The organism is Streptomyces chartreusis NRRL 3882, assembly GCF_900236475.1.
GTDB classification, from domain to species: Bacteria; Actinomycetota; Actinomycetes; order Streptomycetales; family Streptomycetaceae; genus Streptomyces; species Streptomyces chartreusis_D.
The window spans coordinates 2,364,445-2,390,925 of record NZ_LT963352.1; the positions used below are offsets into that span (position 1 = coordinate 2,364,445).

The window sequence follows — 26,481 nt, forward strand, 5'->3', positions numbered from 1 at the left end:
CAGGTTGATCAGGAGTGCAGGGGGTTGGCGATGGTGACGTAGACGGACTGGGTGTCGACGGGGCCGACGAGTTCGTCGAGGCCGTGGAGCCGGGTCAGCAGGTTGGCCTTGCAGCGCAGCACGGGTGAGTCGAGCAGCCGGGCCGGCAGCGAGGAGCGCAACCGGGCGGGGCCGGAGGCGACGTTTCCGAGGAAACGTCGGAATGCGGCGAGCAGCAGCCGCTCGTCGGCCAGCCCTTGGGAGCCGAACGCGCCGATGAGACCGAGGACGTTGTTGACCGCGACGTAGTAAGCGAAGCGTTCGTCGGTGACCTCGTCGCGGACGAACGTGTCGCTCCGCTCACCGATGCCGGGCAGCCGGGCGTCGAGGTCCGCCCGCCGGGACTCTCGGAAGTAGTAGCCCTGGTTGTCACGGTAGCGGCCGCCCGCAGGCCATCCTTCGGCGTCCAGCAGGAGCAGGGTGTTCTGCTGGTGAGCCTCCAGGGCGATGCCGGCCTCACCGTCCAGCCACAGGACGGGCCGCACGACGTGTTCGAGGTAGCGCAGGAACCACTCGACGGCGACGGCTCCGCTGGGCCGGCCGGTCCGACTGGCGAGACGCGTGACGACTTCGGCCAGCCGGGACCGAAGGACCGGGCCATGGATCTCCGGACGGTCGGGAGCGGTTCCCGGCCGGGCAGGGGAGCACGGGCGCGGCGAGACGAATCCAGCGACGCAGGAGACATCGTCCGATGGGCTGAACGGGTTGTGTCGGATCACCACGTTCAGTCCGGGCAGCGGGGCGCCGTCGGAACCTCCGGAGCCATCGGAGGTCCCGGATCCGCCGGCACTCCCGAATCCATCGGAACTCCCGGATCCGTCGTCGGACCCAACGGCTCCATCGACGGCGATCCAGGCCGGGTCGCGAACGATGTCGAAGCACGGATGCACGGCTCGCCACTGCTGAGCGAGCCCGCTGCGGAGCAGGCGGTGGACCTCGACGCCGCGGTGGAGTTCCTTACGGAGGTTCTCGCGACGGGAGTTGGTGATGCGCAGGCCCAGCGACAGCTTGAGCATCGCGGGGGCACCGGTTTGGTAGACGGTTCGTACGGAGGAGGTGGGGTGCCAGGGAGTGCCGTGGGTGCCGAGGTCGGCGAGCAGTCCGCTGTCGAGCAGGGCAGCGGTCTGCGGACGGTGCCGGATCTCGCGTGCCTGCCAGGGGTGCAGCGGCAGTAGGGCGTACCCGTCCGGCGGAGGCACGTCGATCCCGGCCAGGCGGGCGGTGAGTCGAGCCGCTGCGACGGGGCGGCCGCGTTCGGTCCAGGCGGAGTCGGTGGCGAGGACGGAGGGGGCGACAGCCATCCAGTGCAGGGGGAAGGATCCGCGCGACTCGGGTGAGTACAGCCGTGCTTCGGCCTCGGAGAGACCCTCGCGGCTCTTCGGGGTCGGGTGCAGGGGGTGTCCCAGGACGAGTGACTGCTCCGCGGCCAGGAAGAGGTCGGGGCCGTCGACCGGGGATGTGCGACGGTCGCTGAGGAAGGAGGTGACGCGGCGGAGGGAGTCGGCGACACCCGCTACGAGTTCTACGCCGCCGACGCCGTCGACGCCACGGTCGCCCTTACCGTGGACGCGGCCCTGGCCATAGACGTGGCCGTGACCGTTGTGGTTGCCGTTGCCGTGTTCGTGGCCGTCTGTGGACGCCTCCCTGGCGAGCAGGGCGGCGACCGTGATGGCGTCGACCGGTGGGGCGTGGTCGGGAGCGTCGGCCAGGCGCGGGAGACCGAAGCGGTGCCAGCCCGTCGGGGACCAGTAGCGGACGGGGACGAGCAGGGCCGTTCCGCTGGCGGGGAGGGGGATGCGGAGGACACCGTCGGCGGGGGCGGGCTGGCCGGCCTCGCGCACCCAGCAGCGCAACAGCGTCTCCGCGGCTGCTGCCTGGGCGACGATGTGCGGGTCGGGGTGCTCCAAGAGGTCGGCGATGACCCCGCCAGCCCTCAACTCGCCACCCGGCACCTCACCGTGCCTCACCTCGCCGCCCCGCACCTCAGCGTGCTGTACATCAGCGAGCTCCGCCGCCCCAGGCCGCTGCCCCGGGACCCCGGAGACCGCCCGGCTCGGCGAGTTCGCAGGGTTCGCCGGGTTCACCGGGTTCACCGGGTTCGCCGACACCCCCATCTCCCGGGCGCCGGCAGAGCCTCGTCCCGGCGTCATGTCGTGGTCGTCGGGCTTGGGGATGGCGTTCAAGTCAGGTACCTCGTTGGGTGGTTCCGAGACGGCGCGGTTGAAGGATCACGGCGTGAGCTGCCTCGGCATCGGGTCTCACGGCACGAGCTCCCACGGCATGGAGGCTCACCGCGCCTAGGGCGCTGCTGCCGTGCTCCCACCGCACCGAGCCGCCGCCCGGACAGCGTCGGCCAGGCGGTCCTGCACGGCGGCAGCCTGTTCGTCGGTGATCGTCAGGGGCGGCAGCAGCCGGACGACGCTGGAGTGCCGGCCGCCGAGCCCGACGATGAGGCCGCGCCGCAGGCACTCCCGTTGGACCGCGGCCGCCAGTTCGGGGGCTGCGGGAAGCGGCTTCCCCGCAGCCTCAGCCGCCTGCCCGGCTCCCCCGGTCTCGCCCTCCGGGTCCACGAACTCCACCCCGATCATCAGTCCCCGCCCCCGCACATCCCCCACGCCCGGATACTCCCCGACCAGCCCTTGGAGCTGACTCAACATGCGCGCCCCCAGAGTCGCCGCGCGTTCGGCGAAGTGGTTCTCCCGGACGTGGGTGAGAGTCGCCGTGCCGGCGGCCATGGCGAGTTGGTTGCCGCGGAAGGTGCCGGTGGGGGCGCCGGGTTCCGGGACGTCGAGGTCGTCGCGGTGGACCACGACGGCCAGCGGCAGGCTGCCTCCGATGGCCTTGGAGAGAACCATCACGTCGGGCGTCACTCCGCTGTGCTCCACGGCCCAGAAGGCGCCGGTCCGCCCGACACCGGTCTGGATCTCGTCGGCGATCAGGGGGACGGACCGGTCGGCCGTGAGCTGCCGCATGCGTCTGAGCCAGGCGTCCGGTGCGGGTATCACCCCGCCCTCGCCCTGGACGGGCTCGACGATCATTCCGGCGGGGAGCGATGCGCCCGACCCGGAGTCGTCGAGGACGGACTCGGTCCAGCGGGCGGCGAGGTCGGCCCCGCGCTCTCCCCCGACGCCGAAGGGGCAGCGGTAGTCCTGCGGGTAGGGCAGGCGGGTGGCCGGTACGTCGTGGGCGCCGGCTGCCGCGTCGAACGCCCCGGCCGTCCTTCCGTGGGAGGCGCCGGTGAACGCGATGAGGCCGGTCCGGCCGGTCGCCGCGCGCACCAGCTCGCAGGCGGTCTCCACGGCGTCGCTGCCGGCCGGTCCGCAGAACAGCACGCGGGCCCGGTCGGCGAGCCCCGCGGGCAGGGTGCGGAACAGCTCGGTGATGAAGGCGTCCTTGACGGGTGTGGCCAGGTCGAGGGAGTTCAGGGGCGCGCCGGAGTCGAGGACGTTGCGGATGGCTTCCAGGACGACCGGGTGGTTGTGTCCGAGGGCGAGCGCGCCGGCGCCGGAGAGGCAGTCAAGGTAGCGGCGGCCGTCCGCGCCCTCGATGGTCAGTCCCCGGGCCCGCACCGGCACGATCGGCAGGGCGCGGGCGTAGGTGCGGGCCGCGGACTCGCGGGCGGACTGGCGGCGCAGAATCCCTTCGTGCGCGGCGCGTGCTCCCGGAGCCGTGCCGTCGACAGCACCCGGAAGGGCCCTCACCGGCATACGCCCCACAGCGGCCTCCTCGGACGCACATCCCCCATGGGTGGATTCCGCCACGACTTCCCTGTCCTCCCACTGGGCACGGGCACAGAGGACCGCACACAGACAGCAGGCCCCCCACCGCTACCAACCCCGGTCCGCTCACCGGGTTACGGGTTGCCTCAAGATCCTTTCCGTGACGGAACTGTTGCGCTTCCGTCGGGCCGCCCCCACAGCCACCGCATAGTGTGTGGTGCCGTTCCCGGACGCCGTGAGCTCGGCCTGAACTTCCCATGACCCGGCGGAAACCAGGGCCGAAGCACCGGTTCGTCCATGTTCGTCACACACCAGGGGGAGTCAGATCATGCGATCCATACGGCCGTCGTCCATCGCCAGCCGAGAAGGGAGGGCGCGCCGCAGGAACTCCCCCGTGCTGGCCGCGGTGGCCCTCGCCTCGGCGCTCGCGCTGACCGCCACCGCCTGCGAGTCGGGCGACGCCGCTGCGGGCGGTGAGGCCTCCGCGTCGGCCGGCTCCTCCGACGACGGCAAGCTGAAGATCCCGGACGACATCAGGGACCGGCTCCGCGAGCACGGGATCGACATCGACAAGTGGAAGAACGGCGCCTGGAAGAACTGGGACCGGGACGACTGGCTGCGCGAGGCCAACGAGTACATCAACCCGATCATCGAGGGTCTCTGGGACCCGGACCGCATGCGGGACGCGGAAGAGCCCGACCAGGGCGTCGACGACAGCGACCTCTCCGGTGACCAGGGCGTGACCGATCCCACGCCCGAGCCGGTAGAGGCGCAGGCCGTGCCGTCGTCGTACCACGCCAACGCGCCCACGGCCGGGAAGGTGTTCTTCGACTCCCCCAAGGGCTCGGCCGTCTGCTCGGCGACGGTGGTGAAGGACCCGGCCCACCCGGGCAAGTCCAACCTCGTGTGGACGGCGGGCCACTGCGTGCACGCGGGCAAGAAGGGCGGCTGGTACCGCAACATCGCGTTCGTGCCGTCGTACAACGACGACGGCAAGCCGGTCGCGGAGTTGGAGAACGCCACGAGGGAGGACGTCGCCCCGTACGGCGTCTGGTGGGGGGACTGGGCGCAGACCTCGGACCAGTGGATCGAGCAGGGCGGCTCGACGGGCGGGGACGGCGCGCCCTACGACTTCGCGGTCATCCATGTGACGCCGGAGAAGGGCAGCGGCGGCAAGTCGCTGGAGGAGACGGTCGGTTCGGCGCTGCCGGTCGACTTCAAGGCTCCCGCCGTACCGAAGGTGAAGAGCGTCACGGCGATCGGCTACCCGGCCGCGCCGCCGTACGACGGGCAGAAGCTGTACCGGTGCCAGGACCAGCCGGGTCGGCTGTCGGTCACCACGTCGGATCCGACGATGTACCGCATCGGCTGCACGATGACCGGCGGCTCGTCCGGCGGCGGCTGGGTCGCGACGGGCTCGGACGGCAAGCCGGCGCTGGTGTCCAACACCTCGATCGGCCCGGTGACGTCGGGCTGGCTGGCCGGTCCGCGCCTGGGCGAGGTGGCCAAGGGCGTCTACGACTCGGTCAGCAAGAAGTTCGCCGGTCGGTGACGGCCGGCTGGAGACCGTAGGCGGGGGGTGGCGCGTCCGGCCGCAGGCGGTGGGGTGGCGCGTCCGGTGCACAAGCACCGCACCTGGCGCACCGGCCCGAGGACTCACGGAAACCTTCACCACCCGCCCCCGGTACACCCTCAACTCCACGGGCATAGTGGGGTTTCGCGCCGGAGGCACGGCGCCCACACCCATGACATGCACACGCGGCACCACACTGTTCAGCACCAACGGGGGTCATCGCACCATGCGTTCCACACGTACGCCCGCGGCACCGAGGCGCGGGCGGCGCACCGCTCTCGCCGCCACCGGGCTCCTCGCAGCCCTGGCGCTCACCGTGACCGCCTGTGAGGGGTCGGCGGACTCGGCGAGCGACAAGCCCGACGCCACCACCTCGCAGGCCGCGGACGGCGGCGGCAAGGTCAAGATCCCGGCCGACCTCGCCGGCAAGCTCAAGGAACACGGGATCGACGTCGACCGGTGGAAGGACGGCGGCTGGAAGGACTGGGACAAGGACAAGTGGCTCAGTGAGGCCAAGGACTTCGTCAACCCGGTGATCGAGGGTCTCTGGAAGCCGGAGCGGATGCAGTCCGCGAAGGAGGCCAACAAGACGGTCACGACGAAGGACGCGTCGGCCGGTCAGGGCGTCAGCGACCCGGATCCGGCTCCGGTCCGGGCGCAGGCCGAGAAGACGCCGTACCACCGGAACGCCGCCCCGGTCGGCAAGGTCTTCTTCGACTCCCCCGACGGCCCGGCCGTCTGTTCCGGAACCGTGATCAAGGACGTCAACCACCCGGGCAAGTCCAACCTGGTGTGGACGGCGGGCCACTGCGTGCACGCCGGCGGCAACGGCGGCTGGTACCGCAACCTGGTGTTCGTCCCTGCCTACAACGACCTCGGCAAGACCGAGGCGGAGCTGAGCAACGCGAATCCGTCGGAGGTGGCCCCGTACGGCAACTGGTGGGCGGACTGGGCCTCGACCTCGAACCAGTGGATCCAGGGCGGCTCGGAGACCGGCGGTGACGGGGCGGCGTACGACTATGCCGTGCTGCACGTGAAGCCCGAGCGGGGTGCCAAGTCCCTGGAGGAGACGGTCGGCGCCGCACTGGACGTGGACTTCTCCGCGCCCTCCGCGGCCGCGGCCGCCAAGATGGGCGCCTGGGGCTACCCGGCGGCGCCGCCCTACAACGGGCTGAAGATGTTCAAGTGCATCGACGTCCCGGGCCGGTTCTCGCTCAGCCCGAGCCTGCCGACGATGTACCGCATCGGTTGCACCATGACCGGCGGTTCGTCCGGCGGCGGCTGGTTCCGGGTGCTGAACGGCAAGTCCGTGCTGGTCTCCAACACCTCGATCGGACCGGCCGACAACACCTGGCTGGCCGGCCCGCAGCTGGGACGCGATGCCGAGGCGCTCTACCAGAACATGAGCAAGACGTACGGCGGTCGCTGACCGAGACATGCTGAAGGCCCGCTCCCTGCGGACAGGGGCGGGCCTTCTCACATCAGGGCCGAGGCCGTCAGAGCGCCGGCGCCGGGACGTACGGCGCGAGCTCCGCCGCCAGTTCCTCGTGGACCCGCGCCTTGAGCAGGGTGCCTTCCGGGGTGTACTCCTCGGAGAGGATCTCGCCCTCGTCGTGGGCCCGGGCGACGAGCTTGCCGTGCGTGTACGGCACGAGCGCCTCGATCTCGACCGACGGGCGCGGAAGCTCGTTGTCGATGAGCGCGAGCAGCTGGTCGATGCCCTGGCCGGTGCGGGCCGAGACGGCCATGGACCGCTTCTCGACACGCAGCAGCCGCTGGAGCGTCAGCGGGTCGGCCGCGTCGGCCTTGTTGATCACGACGATCTCGGGCACGTCGGTGGCGCCGACGTCCCTGATCACCTCGCGTACGGCGGCCAGCTGCTCCTCCGGGTTCGGGTGCGAACCGTCCACCACGTGCAGGATCAGGTCGGACTCGCCGACCTCCTCCATCGTGGAGCGGAACGCCTCGACCAGGTGGTGGGGCAGATGGCGGACAAACCCGACCGTGTCGGCCAGGGTGTACAGCCGGCCACTCGGGGTCTCGGCCCGGCGCACGGTCGGGTCGAGGGTCGCGAACAGGGCGTTCTCGACCAGCACGCCCGCGCCCGTGAGGCGGTTGAGCAGCGAGGACTTGCCGGCGTTGGTGTAGCCCGCGATGGCGACCGAGGGCACCTTGTGGCGCTTGCGCTCCTGGCGCTTGATCTCGCGGCCGGTCTTCATGTCCGCGATCTCCCGGCGCATCTTCGCCATCTTCTCGCGGATCCGCCGCCGGTCCGTCTCGATCTTGGTCTCACCGGGACCACGGGTGGCGAGGCCGCCGCCCTTGCCGCCGCCCATCTGCCGGGACAGCGACTGACCCCAGCCGCGCAGCCTCGGCAGCATGTACTGCATCTGCGCGAGAGCGACCTGCGCCTTGCCCTCTCGGGACTTGGCGTGCTGGGCGAAGATGTCCAGGATCAGGGCGGTCCGGTCGATGACCTTGACCTTGACGACATCCTCGAGGTGGATCAGCTGGCCCGGGCTGAGCTCACCGTCGCAGATGACGGTGTCCGCGCCCGATTCGAGGACGATGTCCCGCAGCTCCTCGGCCTTGCCGGAGCCGATATAGGTGGCCGCGTCGGGCTTGTCGCGGCGCTGGATCACACCGTCGAGCACCAGCGCGCCGGCCGTTTCCGCGAGGGCGGCGAGCTCCGCGAGGGAGTTGTCCGCGTCCTGCACGGTCCCCGTGGTCCAGACGCCGACGAGCACGACCCGCTCCAGACGGAGCTGGCGGTACTCGACCTCGGTGACGTCCTCGAGCTCGGTGGAGAGGCCCACCACACGGCGCAGGGCCGCGCGGTCGGAGCGGTCGAACTGGTCGCCGTCCCGCTCTCCGTCGATCTCGTGGCTCCAGGCGACGTCCTCTTCCATCAGGGCATCGGCCCGAAGACCCTCGGGGTGGCTGTGCGCGAAGCGCTTGGTGTCCTGGGAAGGGGAAGAAGAGGAGGTCATTGGATCCTTACGTAGCTGGGAAACCGTTTACGGCGACGGAGCGCTGCGAGCTTTCCGTCACCGGGCATAACGCGCGAGCGCTCCGGGAGATTCCCGGCGCTCCGTGCCGCGCCGACCTGAAGATAGTCGCACGGCACGGGGCGTCTCGTCACCGTGTTATCGAGCAGCGGCTTTCCCCGGCGCGGCCGGTTTCGCGGGCACGGCCGGTTTCGCGAGAACGGCCGGCTTCCAGTCCGGGTGCCCCGGCATCGGTGGGGTCTTCTTCCCGTACAGCCAGCCCCGGAAGAAGCCGTCCAGGTCGCGCCCGGAGATCTCGGCGGCGAGCCGGACGAAGTCCTCCGTCGTGACCGTGTCGTCCCGGTACCGGTCGGCCCAGGCGCGTTCCAGGCGTTCGAAGGCGGGACGGCCGATCTCCTCGCGCAGGGCGTACAGGACGAGCGCGGCGCCGTCGTAGACGTTCGGCCGGAAGATGCTGGTCTTGCGGCCGGGCTCCGGGGCCTTCGGGGCGGCGGGTGGTCCGCCCGACGCGCGCCAGCGGTCGGAGGCGCCGTACGCGGCCTTCATACGGTCCCGCATCGGCTTGCCGGCCTGTTCCTCGGCGTACAGGGCCTCGTACCAGGTGGCGTGTCCCTCATTGAGCCACAGGTCGGACCAGGTGTGAGGGCCGACGCTGTTGCCGAACCACTGGTGGGCCAGCTCGTGGACCATGATCGACTCGACGTACCAGGCGGGGCGGACGGAGTCGGTGAACAGCTCCCGCTCGAAGAGGGAGAGCGTCTGGGTCTCGAGTTCGAAGCCGGTCGAGGCGTCGGCCATGAGCAGGCCGTACGTCTCGAAGGGGTAGCGGCCGACCTTGCTCTCCATCCAGGCGATCTGCTCCGGGGTCTTCTCCAGCCAGGGTTCGAGCGCCTTGCGGTGCTTGGCCGGGACGACGTCCCGTACGGGCAGTCCGTGCGGGCCGGTGCGGTGCAGCACGGTGGAGCGGCCGATGGAGACCTGGGCGAGTTCGGTGGCCATGGGGTGCTGCGTGCGGTACGTCCAGGTGGTCGACCCACCGGATCTGTGCACCCCGGCGGGCAGGCCGTTGGCGACGGCCGTGTGTCCGTCGGGTGCGGTGACCCGGATGGTGAACATCGCCTTGTCGGAGGGGTGGTCGTTGCACGGGAACACCAGGTGCGCGGCGTCGGCCTGATTGGCCATGGCGAGGCCGTCCGCGGTGCGCACCCAGCCGCCCTCGCGGCCCTCGGCGGGCACGGGGTCACTGGTGTGCCTCACGGTGATCCGCATCCAGTTGCCGTCCGACACGGAGTCCTCGGGGGTGATCACCAGGTCCTCGCCGGCGGTGCTGAAGGTGGCGGGCTCGCCGTCGACCTCGACCGAGTGGACCGTGCCGTGGGCGAAGTCCAGGTTGACGCGGTCCAGGTCGGCCGTCGTCCAGGCGTCGATGGTGGTCACGGCCCGCAGCGGCTCGCTGTTGCTGCCGGGATAGATGAAGGAGAGGTCGTACGACGCGACGTCGTAGCCGGGGTTGCCCAGGTACGGGAAGAGTCGGTCGCCGACGCCGAGCGGGACGACGGGGGCGCTCGCGGCGACGAGGCAGACGGAGACGGCCGAGGCGAGCAGCGCCGCGGACGTCCGCCGACGACAGGGACGGGTACGGGTGCGGTGGGGGGTGAGGCGCATGCCTCACGGCTATCAGCGCGCGCGTGCACGACGCGGACGACGCGCGTCCGGCCCACCCGAACCGGGTACCGGAGCCTGCGCCGGGTGCCGCCCGGCGTCAGATGGCCGACGCCTGTGCGCGCTCATCCGACCCGTACCGGGGCTCAGCCAACCCGTATCCGGCGGCCGGCGCCCGTGTGCGCTCAGCCGACCCGTACCCAGCGGCCAGCACCCGCGGCACAGCCGACCCGTCCCTTGGCCGGCGCCCGGGCGGGGTCAGCCGCCCTGCGTGTGCGGTTGTGCCCGGGTGACGTCGTAGACCCCGGCCACGTTGCGCATCGCCCGCATGAGGGCGGGCAGGTGGGCCGCGTCCGGGAGCTGCACGGTGTACGTGTGACGGACCTGCTGCTGGGTCGGGGGTTCGACTGTCGCGGAGACGATCTCGGCGCCTTCGAGGGCCATGGCCTCCGTGAGGTCCGCGAGCAGATGGGGACGCACGAACGATTCGGCAACCAGCGTGACCCGGCACTCGGTGGCCTCACCCCAGCGCACGCCGACCTCCGCGCGCCCCCCGTCCTTCATACGGGCCACCGCGGCGCACTCGACACGGTGCACGGTGACCGCGCCCCCGCGTACGGCGAAGCCGGTGATCGCGTCGGGCCGCACCGGTGTGCAGCAGCCCGCGAGCCGGACGGCCGCGCCCGGCCGGTCGGTGAGGACGTTGCCGTTGGCGGGGCGGGCGGGCGCCTGGTCGGGAGCCGGGCCGGCCGGATCGGACGCGTCGGCGGGCGCGGGTCGGACAGCCGCCGCACGCTCCCCGGCCAGCCGGTCCTCCTGGACCTGCCGGTCCTCCTGGACCTCGGTCCGCTGGGCCTCGGCCTGCGCCGGGTGGGCGGCCAGCCACCGCTGGATGGCGATCCGGGCCGCGGGCGTGTGCGCGTGCTCCAGCCACTCCCGGGAGGGCTCGGAAGCCGGGTCCTGGCCCATGAGGAGCTGGACGGTGTCGCCGTCCTTCAAAACCGTGCTCAGCGTCGCCAGACGGCCGTTGACACGTGCGCCGATGCACGCGTGCGCGTCCTCCCCGTACTGCGCGTACGCGGCGTCCACACAGGTCGCCCCCTCGGGCAGGCCCAGCGTGCCGCCGTCGGGCCGGAAGACGGTGATCTCGCGGTCCTGGGCGAGGTCCTCGCGCAGCGTCGACCAGAAGTGGTCCGGGTCGGGGGCCGCCTCCTGCCAGTCGAGGAGCCGGGAGAGCCAGCCGGGGCGGGTGGGGTCGACGCGCTCGCCGTCGGCAGGGTCGTCGGAGGCCGGCGCGTACGGGTTGCCGAGCGCGACGACTCCGGCCTCGGCGACCTTGTGCATCTGGTGCGTGCGGATGAGGACTTCGACGACCTGGCCGTCCTCGCGCGCGACGGCCGTGTGCAGCGACTGGTACAGGTTGAACTTCGGTACGGCGATGAAGTCCTTGAACTCCGAGACCACCGGTGTCAGGCAGGTGTGCAGTTCGCCCAGGACGCCGTAGCAGTCGGCGTCCTCGTTCACCAGCACCAGCAGGCGGCCGAAGTCGGAGCCGCGCAGCCGTCCACGCTTGCGGGAGACGCGGTGCACGGAGACGAAGTGGCGGGGCCGGATGAGGACTTCGGCGGGGATGTCCGCCTCGCGCAGCACGGTACGCACCTCGTCGGCGACCTCGGCGAGCGGGTCGTCCGTGCGGGCGGCGTTCTGGACGATCAACTCCCTGGTGTGCGCGTACTCCTCGGGCCGCAGGATCGCGAAGACGAGGTCTTCCAGCTCGGTCTTGAGCGCCTGGACGCCGAGCCGCTCGGCGAGCGGGATCAGCACATCACGTGTCACCTTGGCGATGCGCTCCTGTTTCTCGGGGCGCATGACGCCGAGGGTGCGCATGTTGTGCAGCCGGTCGGCGAGTTTGATCGACATGACGCGGACGTCGTTGCCGGTGGCGACGAGCATCTTGCGGAAGGTCTCCGGCTCGGCTGCGGCACCGTAGTCGACCTTCTCCAGTTTGGTGACGCCGTCGACGAGGTAGCGGACCTCCTCGCCGAACTGCTCGCCGACCTGTTCGAGCGTAACGTCCGTGTCCTCGACCGTGTCGTGGAGCAGCGACGCGGTCAACGTGGTGGTCTCGGCGCCGAGTTCGGCGAGGATCAGGGTCACGGCGAGCGGGTGCGTGATGTACGGCTCGCCGCTCTTGCGCATCTGGCCGCGGTGCGAGGACTCGGCCAGGACGTAGGCGCGGCGCAGGGGTTCGAGGTCCGCGTCGGGGTGATGGGCGCGGTGCGCGTCGACGACGTGGCTGATGGCGTCGGGCAGCCGGTCGCGAGCGGCGGGGCCGAGCAGCGCGGCGCGGCCGAGGCGGCGCAGGTCGATCCGGGGGCGGGCCTTTCTGCGCGGGGCTGTCGGCGTCACCGGTCCTGACACCGCGCCCGGCATCGGGCCTGGGGTCACGGAATTCGTGGCCTCCGCACTCATGGGCACCTCCGGCTGCGTGGACCGGCGGACGGGGTGCCCCAGGGCGGACACGGCTCAGGGGGCGGCTTCGGTCCCCCGTCCGGGCCGGTGCTTGATGCTACCGAGCCCACCACGCGTGGCTGACCGCCTCTCGCCGAGCGTGAAACTGATCACCCATTCGAGCGATGAATGTGAAGTTTGTACCCTCGTACGTCGTGACCATGACGGTTCCGTTCCCGCCAAGTGGCCGGTTCCTTACGGCCGTTTCGGGTCGCGTGGCCGACAGCGCGCAGCGGTTTCCTGACGGTCGGCGCCTGCTCACGCGCGCGTGGCGGTCTCCAGCCACTCCGCGTCGATCTCGCCCTCGGCCACGATCACCGCGGGGCCCGTCATCTCGATCTCGCCGTCGGGCCGCTCGGTGATCACCAGGGTGCCGCCGGGTACGTCCACGGTGTACGTCGCCGGCGTGCCGGTGGCCGTCGGGTCGGCACCGTCGCGGCGGGCGGTGGCCACGGCGACCGCGCACGCCCCCGTGCCGCACGAGCGGGTCTCGCCGGCGCCGCGCTCGTGCACGCGCAGCGCGACGTGCCCGGGGCCCCGGTCGACCACGAACTCGACGTTCACACCGTCCGGGTAGGCGGCGGCCGGGCTGAAGGGCGGCGGGGAGAGCAGGTCACCGGCGTGGGACAGGTCGTCCACGAAGGCGACCGCGTGCGGGTTGCCCATGTTCACGTTCCGCGCGGGCCAGCTGCGCTCGCCGACGCTCACCGTGACATCGCCCTCGGGGAGCAGTGCCTTGCCCATGCCCACGGTGACGTCACCGTCCTTGGCGATGTGCACGGTCTTCACGCCCCCGCGCGTGGCGACGGCGAGGTCCCCTTCGGCGACATGTCCGGCGCGCTGGAGGTAGCGCGCGAAGACCCGCACGCCGTTGCCGCACATCTCCGCGATCGAGCCGTCCCCGTTGCGGTAGTCCATGAACCACTCCGCCTCGGACGCCATGTGCCGGGCCTCCGGGTGCGCGGCGGAACGCACCACGTGCAGCAGTCCGTCACCGCCGATGCCAGCGCGGCGGTCGCAGAGGGCGGCGACGGCGGCCGGGGGCAGGTCGACGGCGTTCTCGGGGTCCGGGACGATCACGAAGTCGTTCTCGGTGCCGTGACCCTTGAGGAAGGGGATCCGCGTGCTCATGCCCTCGATCGTACGGTCTGCCCCGCGGGAGGGCCGTGCGGATCAGTCGTGGGCGTACGGGCGGGCCACGGTGTGGGGCGCGTGGGGGGCGTACGGGCGCGCCGCGGCATGGGAGGCGTCATGGGCGTGCGGGCGGGCCGCGGCATGGGAGGCGTCATGGGCGTGCAGGTGCGCCGCGCTGTGGGGTGCTTCGTGGATCGTGGCGCCCGCACGGCGGAGCGGCATTTCGGCAGCAGCGGCATTTCGGCACAGCCCCGCGCCCCTGCGGGGCGCTGCCGCACGGTGCGCTCTACCGGAGGCGTGCTACTCGCCACACGGCCAGGACGACCACCGCGGCCACCATCACGGCGTACGCGAGGACGACCCGCCAGTCCGGTCTGCGGCCCGAGCCCCTGGCCGGCAGGCCCGGCAAGGTGTAGCCCACGCGGCGGGCGGCCATCATGCCCCAGCCGGCCGCGCACGAGCAGATCAGCAGCCCGAGCATGGCGATCACGGCCCCGCTGTCGCCGAAGTCGAAGGCGAGCGGGAACGCGAACATCAGGGAGCCGAGCGCGGCCAGGCTCACGATGGGCGCGAGCTGCCAGATGCGCAGTCGGCGCTGCGGGCGCAGCTCGACCTCGACCTCGCCCGCGAACATCTCCTCGGGCTCGGGGCCGTCGTCCGTCACACCCTGCGTCTCGTCGGGCCCGTCGGAGCTGAGACGGTCCGACTCCTGCTCCGGGTCGTCCAGGCGCTCGGGATCGTCCCGGCGTTCGGGGTCGTCCCGATCGGCGGTGATGTGATCGGTGCCTTGTGCGGTGTCGCGAGGGCCGGCCTCCATCGCCACGCGCCCTCCCAACTAGGACTCAACTCGGTCGATCGAGCTCGATGATGGCACGCCGCCGCAGGACCGGATGACGGCCTGGGCGTCCCGATGCCATGACGTGATCAGGCTGTAACCGGTCGTTCGACCAAAGACAGCGCGAGCTGCGGAAGTTCTGTGAGATCGGCCGCAGCCCCACTCAACCAGTGCACCCGGGGATCGCGCCTGAACCATGAATCCTGACGGCGCGCGAAGCGCTTGGTGGCACGTACGGTCTCGGCCCGCGCGTCCTCCAGAGTGCACTCCCCGGCGAGCGCCGCGAGCACCTGCTGGTAGCCGAGCGCACGCGAGGCGGTACGCCCCTCGCGCAACCCTTGCGCCTCCAGTGCGCGCACCTCGTCCACGAGGCCGGCCGCCCACATCCGGTCGACCCGGCGCGCGATGCGCTCGTCCAGCTCGGGCCGGGCCACGTCGACGCCGATCTGGATCGTGTCGTACACGGAGTCGTGGCCGGGGAGGTTGGCGGTGAAGGGCCTGCCGGTGATCTCGATCACCTCCAGGGCCCGGACGACCCGGCGGCCGTTGCTCGGCAGGATCGCCCGCGCGGCCTCGGGGTCGGCGGCGGCCAGCCGGGCGTGCAGCGCGCCCGAGCCGCGCAGTGTGAGTTCCTCCTCCAGGCGGGCGCGCACCTCGGGGTCGGTGCCGGGGAACTCCAGGTTGTCGACGGCCCCGCGCACATACAGCCCTGAGCCGCCGACCAGGATCGGCCAGCGACCCTCGGCGAGCAGGGCCTCGATCCGCTCGCGGGCCAGGCGCTGGTACTCGGCGACGGACGCCGTGACGGTCACGTCCCAGATGTCGAGGAGGTGGTGCGGGACGCCACCGCGTTCTTCGGGCGTCAGCTTGGCGGTGCCGATGTCCATCCCTCGGTAGAGCTGCATGGAGTCGGCGTTGACGACCTCACCGCCGAGACGCTGGGCCAGGAAGACGCCCAGATCGGACTTTCCGGCCGCAGTCGGTCCGACGACGGCGATGACGCGGGGGGCGGGGGGTGCACTGCTCACCGACCCAGTCTCGCAAACCTCGAACCCGGCTCTCGAACGAGTTACGTGACGCAGCGCTCGCGGGGTCGTTGCCCGTTGCGAGGTTCCTGCCGCCGGATCGCAGAGGCGGTGGCCCGGGCCGCGCAAACGGACGCACCGGGCGACGCGGGATTTCGCCCGCACGAGTAACGTATGGAGTGGATATGGGCGTTTTTGCACGACTTCTCCGGCGGTCCAAGGCCACGGAGGAGGCGGCGCCTGCCGCCGAGGCTCAGGCCGACAAGGCGACGGCCGGGACCGAGGCGGAGGAAACTGCAGGGGCGGATGCGGCGGCGAAGGGGGCTGACGGGGCAGCGGAAGCGGCCGAGCCGGTGGCTGAGGCGGCCGAGGTCACCGAGACCGAAGGCGTCGACATCCCCAAGCAGCAGTCCACCGACAAGGCGGCCGACAACGAGGCCGGCGAGGGCGCCCGCACGTGACCGCCCCGCGCGAGGGAAGGTGAACCATGGGTCTCCTGGACAACGTGAAGGCCAAACTGGGCCCGGCCAAGGGCAAGGTCTCGGACCTCGCACAGCGGCACGAGGACAAGATCCAGCACGGCCTCGACAAGGCCGCGCAGGTCGTCGACAAGAGGACCAAGGGCAAGTACAGCGACAGGATCCAGTCGGGCACGGGCAAGGCCAAGGGCGCCATGGACCGACTCGCGCACAAGGGCGACAGCGGAGCGGACGCGGGCGGCCCCACGCCGCCACCGGGCCCGGGCCGCACCATGCCGCCGGACACGGGTGGCACCATGCCGCCGGACACGGGCCGTACGGCACCGCCTCGGGACACCGGAGGCACCCCGCCGCCGGACGCACCACCGCCCACTTCCTGAGCGCACACCGACACAGCAGGTCCTGACCACACATCGACCAGGTCCCGACCACACATCTGCAGACCGAAGGGCACATCGGCGGACGGCCGCGGAGCACGAGGCTCCCGGCCGTCCGCCGTTTCCCGCGGCCGGGGCCGCCGTGCCGCCGTGCGCCGTGCCGCCGTGGGCTACGACCAAGTGGCCACGAGGTATCCCACCCCGTACGGCGCGTCCTCGTACAACAGTGATCCGCCGAGGTCCGCACCCTCGGCCGCGCCCGCCAGGACCTGCCAGGGGGCCCGGCCGGAGACCTTCAGTTCGTGCGCCAGCCCTGTGTCCAGGGTCATGAGCGTGGCCGCGTCCGCCGCGCCGAGTGCGCGCGCGACCTCCGCGTCGAAGGGCGCGGCACGTTCGTCCAGATACCCCGGGGCCTTGAGCGTCCGGCACGCGCTGGCGTCACCCATCACCAACAGCGCGACCCGCTCGGCCCGTGCGGCGAGGTCCCGTCCGATCCGGGCGCACCGCTCGGGCGCGAGCCGGTCCCCCACGCCGTGACCCTCGACCGGAGCGTCGGACCACCCGGTCCGCTCCAGCAGCCAGGCGGCCACCGCCAGCGAGTAGGGAAGCCGCTGCTCCGCAGGCGCGCCCTCGTCCCCGCCCAGCCGTACGTCGAGATCGACGCCGAAGCCCCGGAACGAGCCGTGCGTGCCCTGCGGGTAGGTCTCGGGCCCGGCACCGTCGACCGGCCCGACGACCACGAGCCGGCCGGGCCGGGCGGCGGCGAGCACGCCCAGCGCGTCCGTGCAGGCGGCCCGCGCGGCGTCCAACTCCGGAGCGGCACCCGCGGCGACGTCAGGCACCAGTAGGGGCGGGCAGGGGCAGACAGCAGCGGCGACAAGCATGATCGGCAGGGTAACCCAGCAGGACACGGGCCCTGCCCGGCCGCAGTCCACCACAACCTGAGCCGACCGCGGCCGCAGCCCCCCGGTCGCAGTCAGGTCCGGCCGCGGCAGGCCGCGGCCCGGCTCAGTCGCAGCCGCAGCCGCTCGCCGCCACCGGGAGCGGCTCGGGGACGCCGATCTTCGGCAGGCCCAGGAGCACGCCGGCCGGCTGGGCCGGCTTGCCCGCCTTCTCGGCGTTGCGCTTCTCCCAGGCGTCGCCCGCGCGCGTGCGGCGCACGTCCTGCACGGGGCCCTCGGCGAGGAGGTGGTGCGGGGCGGCGTAGGTGATCTCGACCGTGACCACGTCGCCGGGGCGGACCTCCTGGTCCGGCTTGGTGAAGTGGACGAGGCGGTTGTCGGGGGCCCGGCCGGACAGGCGGTGGGTGCTGTCGTCCTTGCGGCCCTCGCCCTCGGCGACCATCAGCTCCAGCGTGCGGCCGACCTGCTTCTTGTTCTCCTCCCAGGAGATCTCCTCCTGGAGGGCGACCAGACGCTCGTAGCGCTCCTGGACGACCTTCTTGGGGATCTGGCCGTCCATCTCGGCGGCCGGGGTGCCCGGGCGCTTGGAGTACTGGAAGGTGAAGGCCTGGGCGAAGCGGGCCTCGCGCACCACGTGCAGCGTCTGCTCGAAGTCCTCGTCGGTCTCGCCGGGGAAGCCCACGATGATGTCGGTGCTGATCGCCGCGTGCGGGATGGCGGCACGGACCTTCTCGATGATCCCCAGGTAGCGCTCCTGGCGGTAGGAGCGGCGCATGGCCTTCAGGACCGTGTCCGAACCGGACTGCAGCGGCATGTGCAGCTGTGGCATCACGTTGGGCGTCTCGGCCATGGCGGCGATGACGTCGTCGGTGAAGTCGCGCGGGTGCGGGGAGGTGAAGCGGACGCGCTCCAGGCTTTCGATCTTCCCGCAGGCGCGCAGCAGCTTGCTGAAGGCCTCGCGGTCGCCGATGTCGGAGCCGTAAGCGTTGACGTTCTGCCCGAGCAGTGTGATCTCGGAGACGCCCTCGGCGACCAGGGCCTCGATCTCGGCGAGGATGTCGCCGGGACGACGGTCCTTCTCCTTGCCGCGCAGGGCCGGGACGATGCAGAAGGTGCAGGTGTTGTTGCAGCCGACGGAGATGGAGACCCAGGCCGCGTACGCGCTCTCGCGACGAGTCGGCAGCGTGGACGGGAACGCCTCCAGCGACTCGGCGATCTCGACCTGCGCCTCCTCCTGCACGCGCGCGCGTTCCAGCAGGACCGGCAGCTTGCCGATGTTGTGCGTGCCGAAGACGACGTCCACCCAGGGCGCCTTCTTCACGATCGTGTCGCGGTCCTTCTGCGCGAGGCAGCCGCCGACCGCGATCTGCATGCCCGGGCGGGCGGCCTTCTGCGGCGCGAGGTGGCCGAGGTTGCCGTACAGCTTGTTGTCGGCGTTCTCCCGCACGGCGCAGGTGTTGAAGACGACGACGTCGGCCTCGTCGGCGCCCTCGGGGGCGCGGACGTAGCCCGCGTCCTCCAGCAGACCGGCCAATCGCTCGGAGTCGTGGACGTTCATCTGGCACCCGTAGGTGCGTACCTCATATGTGCGCGTGCCGCCCACTGACTGGCTCCGGTCGATGCTGCTCATGGGGACAAGGGTAGGCGGTCGCCGGAAGTGGCTCGGTCGCCTGTGGACAACCCGGGCCCGGGCTCATGCCTCGATGAGCCCGGCGCGGATCGCGTACCTGGTCAGCTCCAGGCGGTCGCGCATGCCGAGCTTCTGGAGGAGGTTGGCGCGGTGGCGCTCGACCGTCTTGGCGCTGATGAAGAGGAGTTCGCCGATCTCCTTCGAGGTGTGGCCCTCGGCGACCAGCTTGAGGATCTCCTCCTCGCGTTCGGTGATGGCCCGTTCCGGCAGGCCGTCGCCCCGGTGCAGCCGCTCCAGGTAGGAGCGGACGAGGGCCCGCTCGGCGCCCGGGTAGATGAACGGCTCGTCGCGCACGGCCGCCCGGCAGGCCTCGACCAGGTCGCGGTCGGCGACGGACTTGAGGACGTAACCGCTGGCTCCGGCCCTGAGCGCCTCGAAGAAGTACTCCTCGTTGTCGTACATCGTCAGGATCAGGATGTGCAGCGCGGGCAGCCGTCGGGAGAGTTCGCGGGCTGCTTGGAGGCCGGTCATGCGGGGCATGGCGACGTCCAGGACGGCCAGGTCGACGGCGGTGTCCCGGGCGCGTGCGACGGCCTCGGCCCCGTCCCCGGCCTCGGCCACGACCGTCAGGTCGGGCTCCCCGTCCAGGATGAGGCGCACGCCCCGGCGTACGAGGGTGTGGTCGTCGGCGAGCAGGACACGGATCGGGGGCCGGGCGGTTGCCGACGGGCTCCCCGGCGTCACCGGTGTGGACATCAACGTGCTCCTTCCGTCACCGGTATGCGCAGGCGTACGTCGGTGCCCCGGTCGGGGGCCGGTTCGAGGGCGAGGGCGGCGCCGACCAGGAGGGCGCGTTCGCGCATGCCGGTGATACCGGCACCCTCGGGGGCGTCGCCGATGCCCGTGCCGTTGTCGCGTACGAGGAGTTCGACGCCGCCGGGGACCGGCCGCAGGCGGAGTTCCGCACGGTCGGCGCCGGCGTGCCGGGCGGTGTTGGTCAGGCTTTCCTGGGCCACTCGGTAGACGACGAGTTCCGATTCCGGGCTGAGGGCGGGGAGGTCGCCGGTGACGTGGTGGCGCACGGTCAGCCCGTGGGTCGTGAACTCGGCGGCGAGCGAGCGCAGGGCGCTGGCCAGGCCGAGTTCCTCCAGGACGCCGGGGCGCAGTCGGCGGGCGATACGGCGGATCTCGTCCAGGCCGGCCCGGGTCGCCTCCTGCGCCTGGCCGACCTCCTCGCGCAGGTCCTCGGGGGCCCGGTCCGCGACGCGCTTGAGCTGGAGGAGGACGGCGGTCAGGGTCTGCCCGACCTCGTCGTGGAGCTCCTGGGCGATCCGGTGCCGCTCGCTCTCCTGTGCGGACAGCGCCCGGGCGGCACCCGCGGCCCGCTCGGCCTCCAGCCGGTCGAGCATCGCGTTGTACGTCGTGATCAGTCCGGCCGTCTCCGCGGGGCCGGCGACCACCGGGCGGGAGCCCGGACGCAGCAGGTCCACGGTGGCCATGGCCCGGTCCAGCCGTTGCAGCGGTCCGAGGCCGAAGCGCAGCACGAGCGCGTTGCCGGCGAGCAGCACCACCAGGCCGCCGAGCAGGACGAGCGCCTCGCCCGCCAGCACGGGGGTCGACACCGTCACCGGGCCCAGCAGCAACGCGGTGGCCACGACCAGACCCGCCGCGTTGAGCGAGAAGATCCGCCAGAACAACGACACGTTCCTGGATCCGCTCCTTCCGGCCTTCGCGTACGGCACCGCCCGCTCTACCCTCTCCTGCGACCGGCCGCTGCGCATATCCGTCACGACACCCATGTCGTCACCGTACGGCCGGATGGCAGCATGCGGACCTGAGCCGTCCGTTGATCGACACCGTTCACCAGACCGACACCGTTCACCAGACCGAACTGTCCCGCACGGTTCGGCAGACCGACAAAGCCAGACGAACAACAAGAGCAAGACGAAACAAGGGGAAGAAACGTGTCAGCTCCGCGCCTGAGGGCGACGCCGCTGCCGGGCATCGGGGTCCAGTACGACCTGGAGACCCGGGAACACCGCCATCTGTCGGTGGTGGCGCACCGCGACGGCACGCGCACGGTGAACGTGTACCGGGCAGACGATCCCGACTCCTGTGCGCAGTCCCTGCGGCTGACCAGCTCGGAGGCGGGTTCGCTGATCGACGCGCTGAAGCCGTCCCACCACAGTCCGAGTCTGCTGTACACCACGGACCTGGGACTGGTCGCCGAGCGGATCGAGGTCGCCGCGACCTCGCGCTGGAACGGCCGGGTGCTGGGCGACACGCGGATGCGTACGGAGACGGGTGCGTCCGTCGTGGCGGTGCTGCGCCGGGCCGAGGCCATCCCCTCCCCCGCGCCGGACTTCCGGCTGGCGGGCGGTGACACGCTGATCGTCGTCGGTACCCGCGAGGGCGTCGACGCCGCCGCGGCGATACTCGGTCGGGAGTGAGCCGGTGCACTCCGCGGTTCTGCTGATCGAGTTCGGTTCCATCATCCTCGGCCTCGGCCTGCTCGGCCGGTTCGCCGCCCGTTTCCGGCTCTCGCCGATACCGCTGTACCTGCTGGCCGGTCTGGCCTTCGGCGAGGGCGGTCTGCTGCCGCTGGGCGCGAGCGAGGAGTTCGTCGCCACCGGAGCCGAGATCGGCGTCATCCTGCTGCTGTTGATGCTGGGCCTCGAGTACACGGCGAGCGATCTGGTCTCCAACCTCAAGACCCACTACCCGTCCGGTCTGGTCGACTGCGCGTTCAACGCGCTGCCGGGGGCGGCGGTGGCGCTGCTGCTCGGCTGGGGGCCGGTGGCCGCCGTCGTCCTGGCCGGTGTCACCTGGATCTCGTCGTCCGGCGTGATCGCGAAGGTGCTCGGCGATCTGGGCCGGGTCGGCAACCGGGAGACGCCGGTGATCCTGAGCGTGCTCGTGCTGGAGGATCTGGCGATGGCGGTGTACCTGCCCATCGTCACGGCGCTGGTGGCGGGAGCCGGGCTGCTGGCCGGCAGCCTGACGCTGGCGATCGCGCTGGGCGCGGCGGGCCTCGTCCTGTTCCTGGCCCTGCGCTACGGCAGGGTCATCTCACGCTTCGTCTCCAACGACGACCCGGAGAAGCTGCTGCTGGTCGTGCTGGGTCTGACGATCCTGGTCGCGGGTGTGGCACAGCAGCTCCAGGTGTCGGCGGCGGTGGGGGCCTTCCTGGTCGGCATCGCGCTGTCGGGAGAGGTGGCGGAGGGTGCGCACACTCTCCTCAGCCCCCTGCGGGACCTGTTCGCGGCCGTGTTCTTCGTCTTCTTCGGACTGCACACCGACCCGTCCAGCATCCCGCCGGTTCTCCTGCCCGCCCTGGGCCTGGCCGTCGTCACCGCCCTGACGAAGATCGCCACCGGCTACTGGGCGGCGCGGCGAGCCGGGATCTCCGTCAAGGGCCGCTGGCGGGCGGGCGGTGCCCTGGTGGCCCGCGGCGAGTTCTCGATCGTCATCGCCGGGCTGGCCGTGTCGGCGGGCATCGAACCGTCCCTCGGTCCCCTGGCCACGGCCTACGTCCTCATCCTGGTCGTCCTCGGCCCGCTCACCGCGCGCTACACGGAGCCCGTGGCGACCTGGTGGACCCGACGCCGCGAGCCACACCGGGATACGGCGCAGACGACGTCCCGGGCCAAGGAGGCGGACGCACAGGTGGCCGACTGAGGGGCGGCGCCCGAGGGGAACAGGGGACCGACCCGCCGCCGGCCCGGGCGGCTCAGGCGTCGGCGGCGGGTTCCCACCCCTGCCTCCGCAGCACCCCCGGCACATCCGGTGCCTCGTAGTACTCCCCCTTGAGCACCTTGCCGTCCTCGCGGCGGGAGACGGAGCCGTCGGGACCGATCTTGGTCATGTTGGAACGGTGGATCTCGGCCAGTACCGCGTCGAGGTCGATGCCGTGGACGAGGGCGGTTCCGTAAGCCACGTAGACGACGTCGGCGAGTTCGTGGGCGAGCCGGTCCAGCGGGCCCGTCACCGACACCTCGGCGACCTCCGCGGCTTCCTCCGCGAGGAGTTCGCCGCGGTGGGCGGCGAGCTCCGGGGACACCTCGGTCGGGGTACTGCGGGCGTCCAGGCCGAAGGCGAGGTGGAATTCACGGACCAGGTCAGCGGGCGAGGAGCTCATGGGGCCGACTGTAGTGGCCGCCACTGACACGCCCTTCGCCCCCACCGTGGGTGCCCCTCCCCTGGTCACCGGGGCACCGCGGCTGGCAGGATCTCGCGCATGTCCACGATGTTCCCCCCTGTCGGCAGGCGACGGGCCCTCCAGGGCGGCGCCGCCTCCCTCCTGGTCCTCGGGCTGCTGCTGTGGTGGCTGCGTCCCTGGGCCGAGGAGCCTCCGGGCGGGACGATCAGATTCAGCACGGGCACGCGCGCAGGGGTCTACCACGAGTACGGAAAACTCCTGCGCAAGGCGATCGCCGAGGACATGCCCGCCCTGAAGGTGCGGTTGCTGCCCAGCGCAGGTTCGCAGGAGAACGTCGCGGACGTGGCGACGGGAAAGGCCGACTTCGCGATCGCCGCGGCCGACGCGGTGGCCACCTACCAGCTCGACAACGGCGCGGACGCCGACCGGCTGCGCGGGGTCGCGCGGCTGTACGACGACTACGTCCAGCTCGTCGTACCGCCTGACTCGGACATCCGCTCCGTCGCGGATCTGCGGGGCAAGCGCGTGGCCATAGGGCTGCCGGACTCCGGTGTACGGCTGATCGCGAACGGCGTGCTCAAGGCGGCCGGGATCGACCCGGAGAAGGACATCGAGCCCTCCTCGGACGGCATCGACACCGGGCCCAGACGGCTGGGACACGGCCTCGACGCGTTCTTCTGGTCGGGCGGACTGCCCACGGACGGGCTCAGCAGGCTGGCCAAGAAGTCGGCATCGGCCTTCCGCTTCGTGCCGATCGACGCCGGGCTCGTGGCCAAACTGCACGACCAGGGCGGTGCCACGCGCTACTACCGCGCCACCAAAATGCCGGAGTCGGCCTACCCCACCATCCAGCGCGGCGACCCGGTCCCCACCCTGGCGGTGTCCAACCTGCTGGTCACGCGCAACGACATGGACCCCCGGCTCACCGAGTGGCTGACCCGTACGGTGCTCGACAGCCGGGACGGCATCGGCGCGACCGTCCACTCCGCCCAACTGGTCGACGTCCGTACGGCGATCTACACCGACCCGCTCAAGCTGCACGACGGGGCCCGGCGCTACTACCGGTCCGTCAAGCCATAGCCGCCCTCGCCCTCGACTGGCGGCTTCGCTACGCCGGTCCGACCCTCGGCACCCTCACTGTCACCTTCAGCCCGTGCGGCTCGTGATGGTCGTACGCGATCGAACCACCGCCCGCCGCGAGCAGCGCCCGTGAGATGGACAGTCCGAGGCCCGAGCCCTTGATGTTCTGGTGGCGGCTGCTGCGCCAGAAGCGGTCGCCGATGCGGGCCAGTTCCTCGTCGGTGAGGCCCGGACCCTCGTCCGTGACGACGACGGTCGAGGTGTTGCCGTCAGGGGCGACGGTCACCTCGACGGTCCCGCCCTCGGGCGTGAACTTCACCGCGTTGTCGATGATCCCGTCCAGCGCACTGGACAGCGCCACCGGGTCGGCCCACGCGGTCGTCGGCGGGCAGTCGCCCACCAGGCGAACGCCCTTGGCCTCGGCGGTCGGGGACCAGGCCGCGACCCGCTCGGCGGCCAGCTCGCCGATGTCGGTGATCTTCAGATCGGCCTCGGTGTGCTCGGCCAGCGCCAGGTCGAGCAGATCGTCCAGGACCTGCGCGAGGCGCTTGCCCTCGGACTGCACCGAGGCGATCTCCTGGTTGCCCTCGGGCAGCTCGAAGGAGAGCAGCTCGATCCGCAGGAGCAGCGCCGCGAGGGGGTTGCGCAGCTGGTGCGAGGCATCGGCGACGAAGGCGCGCTGCTGCTCCAGCACGTCCTCGACGTTGTCCGCCATCTCGTTGAACGACCGAGCCAGGCGCCTGAGTTCCGGCGGACCGCCGGCGGCGGCGACCCGGGACTTCAGCCGCCCCGTGGCGATGTCGTGGGTGGTGGCGTCCAGCACCCGTACGGGCTTGAGCACCCAGCCGGTCAGCCGCAGGGCGGCACCGACGGCCAGCAGCATCGCGGCGGACTCGCCCGCGCCGATGACCAGCCAGCCGTGCAGCGTACGTGAGCGCAGCTGCCCGGTGGGCGAGTCGGTGACGACGACCGCGACGACGTCACCGTCGCGGATGACGGGCGAGGCGACCACGAGGTTGCGGCGCTGCCAGGGCCACACCTGCCGCGGGTCGTGACTGCGGCGGCTGAGCAGCGCCTCGTCGAAGGCGTCGCGAACCTCACCCGCCTTGGGCAGGGACCACCCGGCGGGTGCGTGGGCCATGGCACTGCCGCTGCGGTAGAAGACACCCGCCCGGATGCCGTAGACCGTGTAGTAGCTGTCGAGTTCGCGGCTGAGCGTGGCCAGGCGCTCGTTCTCGAACGCGCTGGCGGTGCCGGTGGGCGAGTCGGTGACGAACTGGGCGAGGGCCGCGAAGCGTGCCGTGTCGTCGATCCGGTCGACGACGACCTTCTGCTGCTGGGCGCCGGCGAGGCTCACGGCGAGCGGGACGCCGAGCGCGAGCAGCACGGCCGCCATCAGGACGATCAGCAGCGGGAGCAGACGAGTGCGCACTCGGCCCCGCTACCCGGCAGGCGCGACGAGCCGGTAGCCGACTCCGCGTACGGTCTCGATGAGGGCCGGCATCCGCAGCTTGGCGCGCAGGGACGCCACGTGCACCTCCAGGGTGCGCCCGGTCCCCTCCCAGCTGGTCCGCCACACCTCGCTGATGATCTGCTCCCGGCGGAAGACCACCCCGGGCCGCTGCGCGAGCAGGGCCAGGAGGTCGAACTCCTTGCGGGTCAGCTGGATCACGGTTCCGTCCACGCTGACCCGGCGCGTGGGCAGCTCGATGTGCACCGGGCCGAGGCGCAGCTCGGTCTCGATGCCGCTGGAGGTGTCCTCGTGCGAGGTGCGCCGGCTCACGGCGTGGATGCGGGCGAGCAGCTCCCCGGTGTCGTACGGCTTCACCACGTAGTCGTCGGCGCCGAGGTTGAGGCCGTGGATGCGGGAGCGCACGTCGGAGCGCGCGGTGACCATGATCACCGGTGTGCTCGTGCGCTTGCGGATCTTGCCGCAGACCTCGTATCCGTCCTGGTCGGGCAGGCCCAGGTCGAGCAGGACGACACCGAAGCCGTCGACCTCGGGGACCAGTGCCTGAAGGGCCTCCTCGCCGCTGCGCGCGTGCGTGACGTCGAACCCGTGCCGCGCCAGGACCGCGGACAGGGCGGCGGCGACGTGGTTGTCGTCCTCGACGAGCAGCAGTCTCATCCGGGCCCCCTTCGGTTCACTGGCCGTACGATCTGGATGTGTACAAAAAAGCGTGCACGCGCGCGCGTGCACCTTGTGCAGTCACGCTGATGAATGAGGACGGCGTCAAGAGGGTTCCGGTTGCGCGGAGCTTCCGTTACCCGGCCGATATGAGCGCTGCTGACAAGTGCTACGACACGTGTCCGATTGCTATCGGATCGTGATGCTCAGATTCCCCTCA

Annotated in this window: 23 protein-coding genes; 7 read left to right on the forward strand and 16 right to left on the reverse strand. The window is 71.6% G+C overall.

Annotation, left to right across the window (positions count from 1 at the left end; translation table 11 throughout):
* Positions 1-8: 8 nt before the first annotated feature.
* Entirely contained in the window at positions 9-2,153 is a 2,145-nt protein-coding gene (locus SCNRRL3882_RS10410) for an IucA/IucC family protein (RefSeq protein WP_418952368.1), read from the reverse strand.
* 183 nt (positions 2,154-2,336) lie between these two features.
* On the reverse strand, positions 2,337-3,746 hold the full coding sequence (locus tag SCNRRL3882_RS10415; RefSeq protein WP_010034848.1) for a diaminobutyrate--2-oxoglutarate transaminase family protein: 1,410 nt from the start codon (positions 3,744-3,746) through the stop codon (positions 2,337-2,339).
* Positions 3,747-4,086: 340 nt separating this feature from the next.
* Between SCNRRL3882_RS10415 and SCNRRL3882_RS10420 the strand changes: the two genes are divergently transcribed.
* Together SCNRRL3882_RS10420 and SCNRRL3882_RS10425 are read left to right on the forward strand one after the other, a co-directional pair.
* Positions 4,087-5,310, forward strand: coding sequence for a trypsin-like serine peptidase (locus tag SCNRRL3882_RS10420; protein WP_029180819.1), 1,224 nt, complete (start codon positions 4,087-4,089; stop codon positions 5,308-5,310).
* Positions 5,311-5,557: 247 nt separating this feature from the next.
* A complete protein-coding gene (locus SCNRRL3882_RS10425) occupies positions 5,558-6,760 on the forward strand; it encodes a trypsin-like serine peptidase (protein ID WP_029180818.1) in 1,203 nt (400 codons plus the stop codon).
* Positions 6,761-6,827: 67 nt separating this feature from the next.
* Here SCNRRL3882_RS10425 and hflX read toward each other — a convergent pair whose 3' ends face one another.
* From hflX to miaA, 7 genes are all read right to left on the reverse strand, one after another.
* Positions 6,828-8,321: a GTPase HflX gene (gene hflX / locus SCNRRL3882_RS10430; protein WP_010034842.1), complete on the reverse strand. Its 1,494-nt coding sequence runs from the start codon at positions 8,319-8,321 to the stop codon at positions 6,828-6,830.
* Between the two features lie 156 nt (positions 8,322-8,477).
* Positions 8,478-10,004 (reverse strand): M1 family metallopeptidase, encoded by a 1,527-nt coding sequence (locus tag SCNRRL3882_RS10435; protein WP_010034839.1) that lies wholly within the window; start codon positions 10,002-10,004, stop codon positions 8,478-8,480.
* Positions 10,005-10,259: 255 nt separating this feature from the next.
* Entirely contained in the window at positions 10,260-12,473 is a 2,214-nt protein-coding gene (locus tag SCNRRL3882_RS10440; protein ID WP_029180817.1) for a RelA/SpoT family protein, read from the reverse strand.
* Between the two features lie 297 nt (positions 12,474-12,770).
* Positions 12,771-13,643 (reverse strand): diaminopimelate epimerase, encoded by an 873-nt coding sequence (gene dapF, locus SCNRRL3882_RS10445; protein WP_010034833.1) that lies wholly within the window; start codon positions 13,641-13,643, stop codon positions 12,771-12,773.
* Between the two features lie 42 nt (positions 13,644-13,685).
* Complete coding sequence (locus SCNRRL3882_RS10450) at positions 13,686-13,868, reverse strand: hypothetical protein (protein ID WP_010034830.1); 183 nt, start codon at positions 13,866-13,868, stop codon at positions 13,686-13,688.
* A gap of 64 nt (positions 13,869-13,932) precedes the next feature.
* Positions 13,933-14,463: a hypothetical protein gene (locus SCNRRL3882_RS10455; protein ID WP_010034828.1), complete on the reverse strand. Its 531-nt coding sequence runs from the start codon at positions 14,461-14,463 to the stop codon at positions 13,933-13,935.
* A 107-nt stretch (positions 14,464-14,570) separates the two neighbouring features.
* On the reverse strand, positions 14,571-15,509 hold the full coding sequence (gene miaA / locus SCNRRL3882_RS10460; RefSeq protein ID WP_010034825.1) for a tRNA (adenosine(37)-N6)-dimethylallyltransferase MiaA: 939 nt from the start codon (positions 15,507-15,509) through the stop codon (positions 14,571-14,573).
* A gap of 182 nt (positions 15,510-15,691) precedes the next feature.
* Here miaA and SCNRRL3882_RS10465 point away from each other — a divergent pair, with 182 nt between their 5' ends.
* Together SCNRRL3882_RS10465 and SCNRRL3882_RS10470 are read left to right on the forward strand one after the other, a co-directional pair.
* A complete protein-coding gene (locus SCNRRL3882_RS10465; RefSeq protein ID WP_010034822.1) occupies positions 15,692-15,967 on the forward strand; it encodes a hypothetical protein in 276 nt (91 codons plus the stop codon).
* Between the two features lie 26 nt (positions 15,968-15,993).
* Positions 15,994-16,365 carry an antitoxin gene (locus SCNRRL3882_RS10470; protein ID WP_010034819.1) on the forward strand — a complete coding sequence of 124 codons (372 nt, stop codon included), beginning with the start codon at positions 15,994-15,996 and terminating at the stop codon, positions 16,363-16,365.
* 167 nt (positions 16,366-16,532) lie between these two features.
* Here SCNRRL3882_RS10470 and SCNRRL3882_RS10475 read toward each other — a convergent pair whose 3' ends face one another.
* The 4 genes from SCNRRL3882_RS10475 to SCNRRL3882_RS10490 form a co-directional block, all read right to left on the reverse strand.
* On the reverse strand, positions 16,533-17,246 hold the full coding sequence (locus SCNRRL3882_RS10475) for a class III extradiol dioxygenase subunit B-like domain-containing protein (RefSeq protein ID WP_029180816.1): 714 nt from the start codon (positions 17,244-17,246) through the stop codon (positions 16,533-16,535).
* Between the two features lie 124 nt (positions 17,247-17,370).
* Positions 17,371-18,894 carry a tRNA (N6-isopentenyl adenosine(37)-C2)-methylthiotransferase MiaB gene (miaB, locus tag SCNRRL3882_RS10480; RefSeq protein ID WP_010034811.1) on the reverse strand — a complete coding sequence of 508 codons (1,524 nt, stop codon included), beginning with the start codon at positions 18,892-18,894 and terminating at the stop codon, positions 17,371-17,373.
* Positions 18,895-18,957: 63 nt separating this feature from the next.
* On the reverse strand, positions 18,958-19,650 hold the full coding sequence (locus SCNRRL3882_RS10485) for a response regulator (RefSeq protein WP_010034809.1): 693 nt from the start codon (positions 19,648-19,650) through the stop codon (positions 18,958-18,960).
* Entirely contained in the window at positions 19,650-20,693 is a 1,044-nt protein-coding gene (locus SCNRRL3882_RS10490; RefSeq protein ID WP_029180814.1) for a sensor histidine kinase, read from the reverse strand. Before SCNRRL3882_RS10490 ends, SCNRRL3882_RS10485 begins: the two co-directional genes overlap by 1 nt.
* 165 nt (positions 20,694-20,858) lie before the next feature.
* On the opposite strand from SCNRRL3882_RS10490, the gene SCNRRL3882_RS10495 reads away from it, so the two are divergent.
* Both SCNRRL3882_RS10495 and SCNRRL3882_RS10500 read left to right on the forward strand, forming a co-directional pair.
* Entirely contained in the window at positions 20,859-21,344 is a 486-nt protein-coding gene (locus tag SCNRRL3882_RS10495; RefSeq protein WP_010034803.1) for a cation:proton antiporter regulatory subunit, read from the forward strand.
* 4 nt (positions 21,345-21,348) lie between these two features.
* Positions 21,349-22,572 carry a cation:proton antiporter gene (locus SCNRRL3882_RS10500; RefSeq protein ID WP_010034802.1) on the forward strand — a complete coding sequence of 408 codons (1,224 nt, stop codon included), beginning with the start codon at positions 21,349-21,351 and terminating at the stop codon, positions 22,570-22,572.
* Positions 22,573-22,624: 52 nt separating this feature from the next.
* Here SCNRRL3882_RS10500 and SCNRRL3882_RS10505 read toward each other — a convergent pair whose 3' ends face one another.
* Entirely contained in the window at positions 22,625-23,032 is a 408-nt protein-coding gene (locus tag SCNRRL3882_RS10505) for a MazG nucleotide pyrophosphohydrolase domain-containing protein (RefSeq protein WP_010034799.1), read from the reverse strand.
* Between the two features lie 99 nt (positions 23,033-23,131).
* Between SCNRRL3882_RS10505 and SCNRRL3882_RS10510 the strand changes: the two genes are divergently transcribed.
* Entirely contained in the window at positions 23,132-24,133 is a 1,002-nt protein-coding gene (locus SCNRRL3882_RS10510) for a TAXI family TRAP transporter solute-binding subunit (protein WP_010034796.1), read from the forward strand.
* A gap of 28 nt (positions 24,134-24,161) precedes the next feature.
* Here SCNRRL3882_RS10510 and SCNRRL3882_RS10515 read toward each other — a convergent pair whose 3' ends face one another.
* On the reverse strand, positions 24,162-25,565 hold the full coding sequence (locus SCNRRL3882_RS10515; protein WP_010034794.1) for a sensor histidine kinase: 1,404 nt from the start codon (positions 25,563-25,565) through the stop codon (positions 24,162-24,164).
* A gap of 9 nt (positions 25,566-25,574) precedes the next feature.
* Positions 25,575-26,261: a response regulator transcription factor gene (locus SCNRRL3882_RS10520; RefSeq protein WP_010034790.1), complete on the reverse strand. Its 687-nt coding sequence runs from the start codon at positions 26,259-26,261 to the stop codon at positions 25,575-25,577.
* Positions 26,262-26,481 lie beyond the last annotated feature (220 nt).

Excerpts from the sequence above, each read along its gene's own strand:
- SCNRRL3882_RS10410 (WP_418952368.1), bottom strand. The coding sequence starts at position 2,153 with ATGGGGGTGTCGGCGAACCCGGTGAACCCGGTGAACCCGGCGAACCCT.
- SCNRRL3882_RS10415 (WP_010034848.1), bottom strand. The coding sequence starts at position 3,746 with ATGCCGGTGAGGGCCCTTCCGGGTGCTGTCGACGGCACGGCTCCGGGA.
- SCNRRL3882_RS10420 (WP_029180819.1), top strand. The coding sequence starts at position 4,087 with ATGCGATCCATACGGCCGTCGTCCATCGCCAGCCGAGAAGGGAGGGCG.
- SCNRRL3882_RS10425 (WP_029180818.1), top strand. The coding sequence starts at position 5,558 with ATGCGTTCCACACGTACGCCCGCGGCACCGAGGCGCGGGCGGCGCACC.
- hflX (WP_010034842.1), bottom strand. The coding sequence starts at position 8,321 with ATGACCTCCTCTTCTTCCCCTTCCCAGGACACCAAGCGCTTCGCGCAC.
- SCNRRL3882_RS10435 (WP_010034839.1), bottom strand. The coding sequence starts at position 10,004 with ATGCGCCTCACCCCCCACCGCACCCGTACCCGTCCCTGTCGTCGGCGG.
- SCNRRL3882_RS10440 (WP_029180817.1), bottom strand. The coding sequence starts at position 12,473 with ATGAGTGCGGAGGCCACGAATTCCGTGACCCCAGGCCCGATGCCGGGC.
- dapF (WP_010034833.1), bottom strand. The coding sequence starts at position 13,643 with ATGAGCACGCGGATCCCCTTCCTCAAGGGTCACGGCACCGAGAACGAC.
- SCNRRL3882_RS10450 (WP_010034830.1), bottom strand. The coding sequence starts at position 13,868 with ATGCCGCTCCGCCGTGCGGGCGCCACGATCCACGAAGCACCCCACAGC.
- SCNRRL3882_RS10455 (WP_010034828.1), bottom strand. The coding sequence starts at position 14,463 with ATGGAGGCCGGCCCTCGCGACACCGCACAAGGCACCGATCACATCACC.
- SCNRRL3882_RS10465 (WP_010034822.1), top strand. The coding sequence starts at position 15,692 with ATGGGCGTTTTTGCACGACTTCTCCGGCGGTCCAAGGCCACGGAGGAG.
- SCNRRL3882_RS10470 (WP_010034819.1), top strand. The coding sequence starts at position 15,994 with ATGGGTCTCCTGGACAACGTGAAGGCCAAACTGGGCCCGGCCAAGGGC.
- SCNRRL3882_RS10475 (WP_029180816.1), bottom strand. The coding sequence starts at position 17,246 with ATGCTTGTCGCCGCTGCTGTCTGCCCCTGCCCGCCCCTACTGGTGCCT.
- miaB (WP_010034811.1), bottom strand. The coding sequence starts at position 18,894 with ATGAGCAGCATCGACCGGAGCCAGTCAGTGGGCGGCACGCGCACATAT.
- SCNRRL3882_RS10485 (WP_010034809.1), bottom strand. The coding sequence starts at position 19,650 with ATGTCCACACCGGTGACGCCGGGGAGCCCGTCGGCAACCGCCCGGCCC.
- SCNRRL3882_RS10490 (WP_029180814.1), bottom strand. The coding sequence starts at position 20,693 with ATGGGTGTCGTGACGGATATGCGCAGCGGCCGGTCGCAGGAGAGGGTA.
- SCNRRL3882_RS10505 (WP_010034799.1), bottom strand. The coding sequence starts at position 23,032 with ATGAGCTCCTCGCCCGCTGACCTGGTCCGTGAATTCCACCTCGCCTTC.
- SCNRRL3882_RS10510 (WP_010034796.1), top strand. The coding sequence starts at position 23,132 with ATGTCCACGATGTTCCCCCCTGTCGGCAGGCGACGGGCCCTCCAGGGC.
- SCNRRL3882_RS10520 (WP_010034790.1), bottom strand. The coding sequence starts at position 26,261 with ATGAGACTGCTGCTCGTCGAGGACGACAACCACGTCGCCGCCGCCCTG.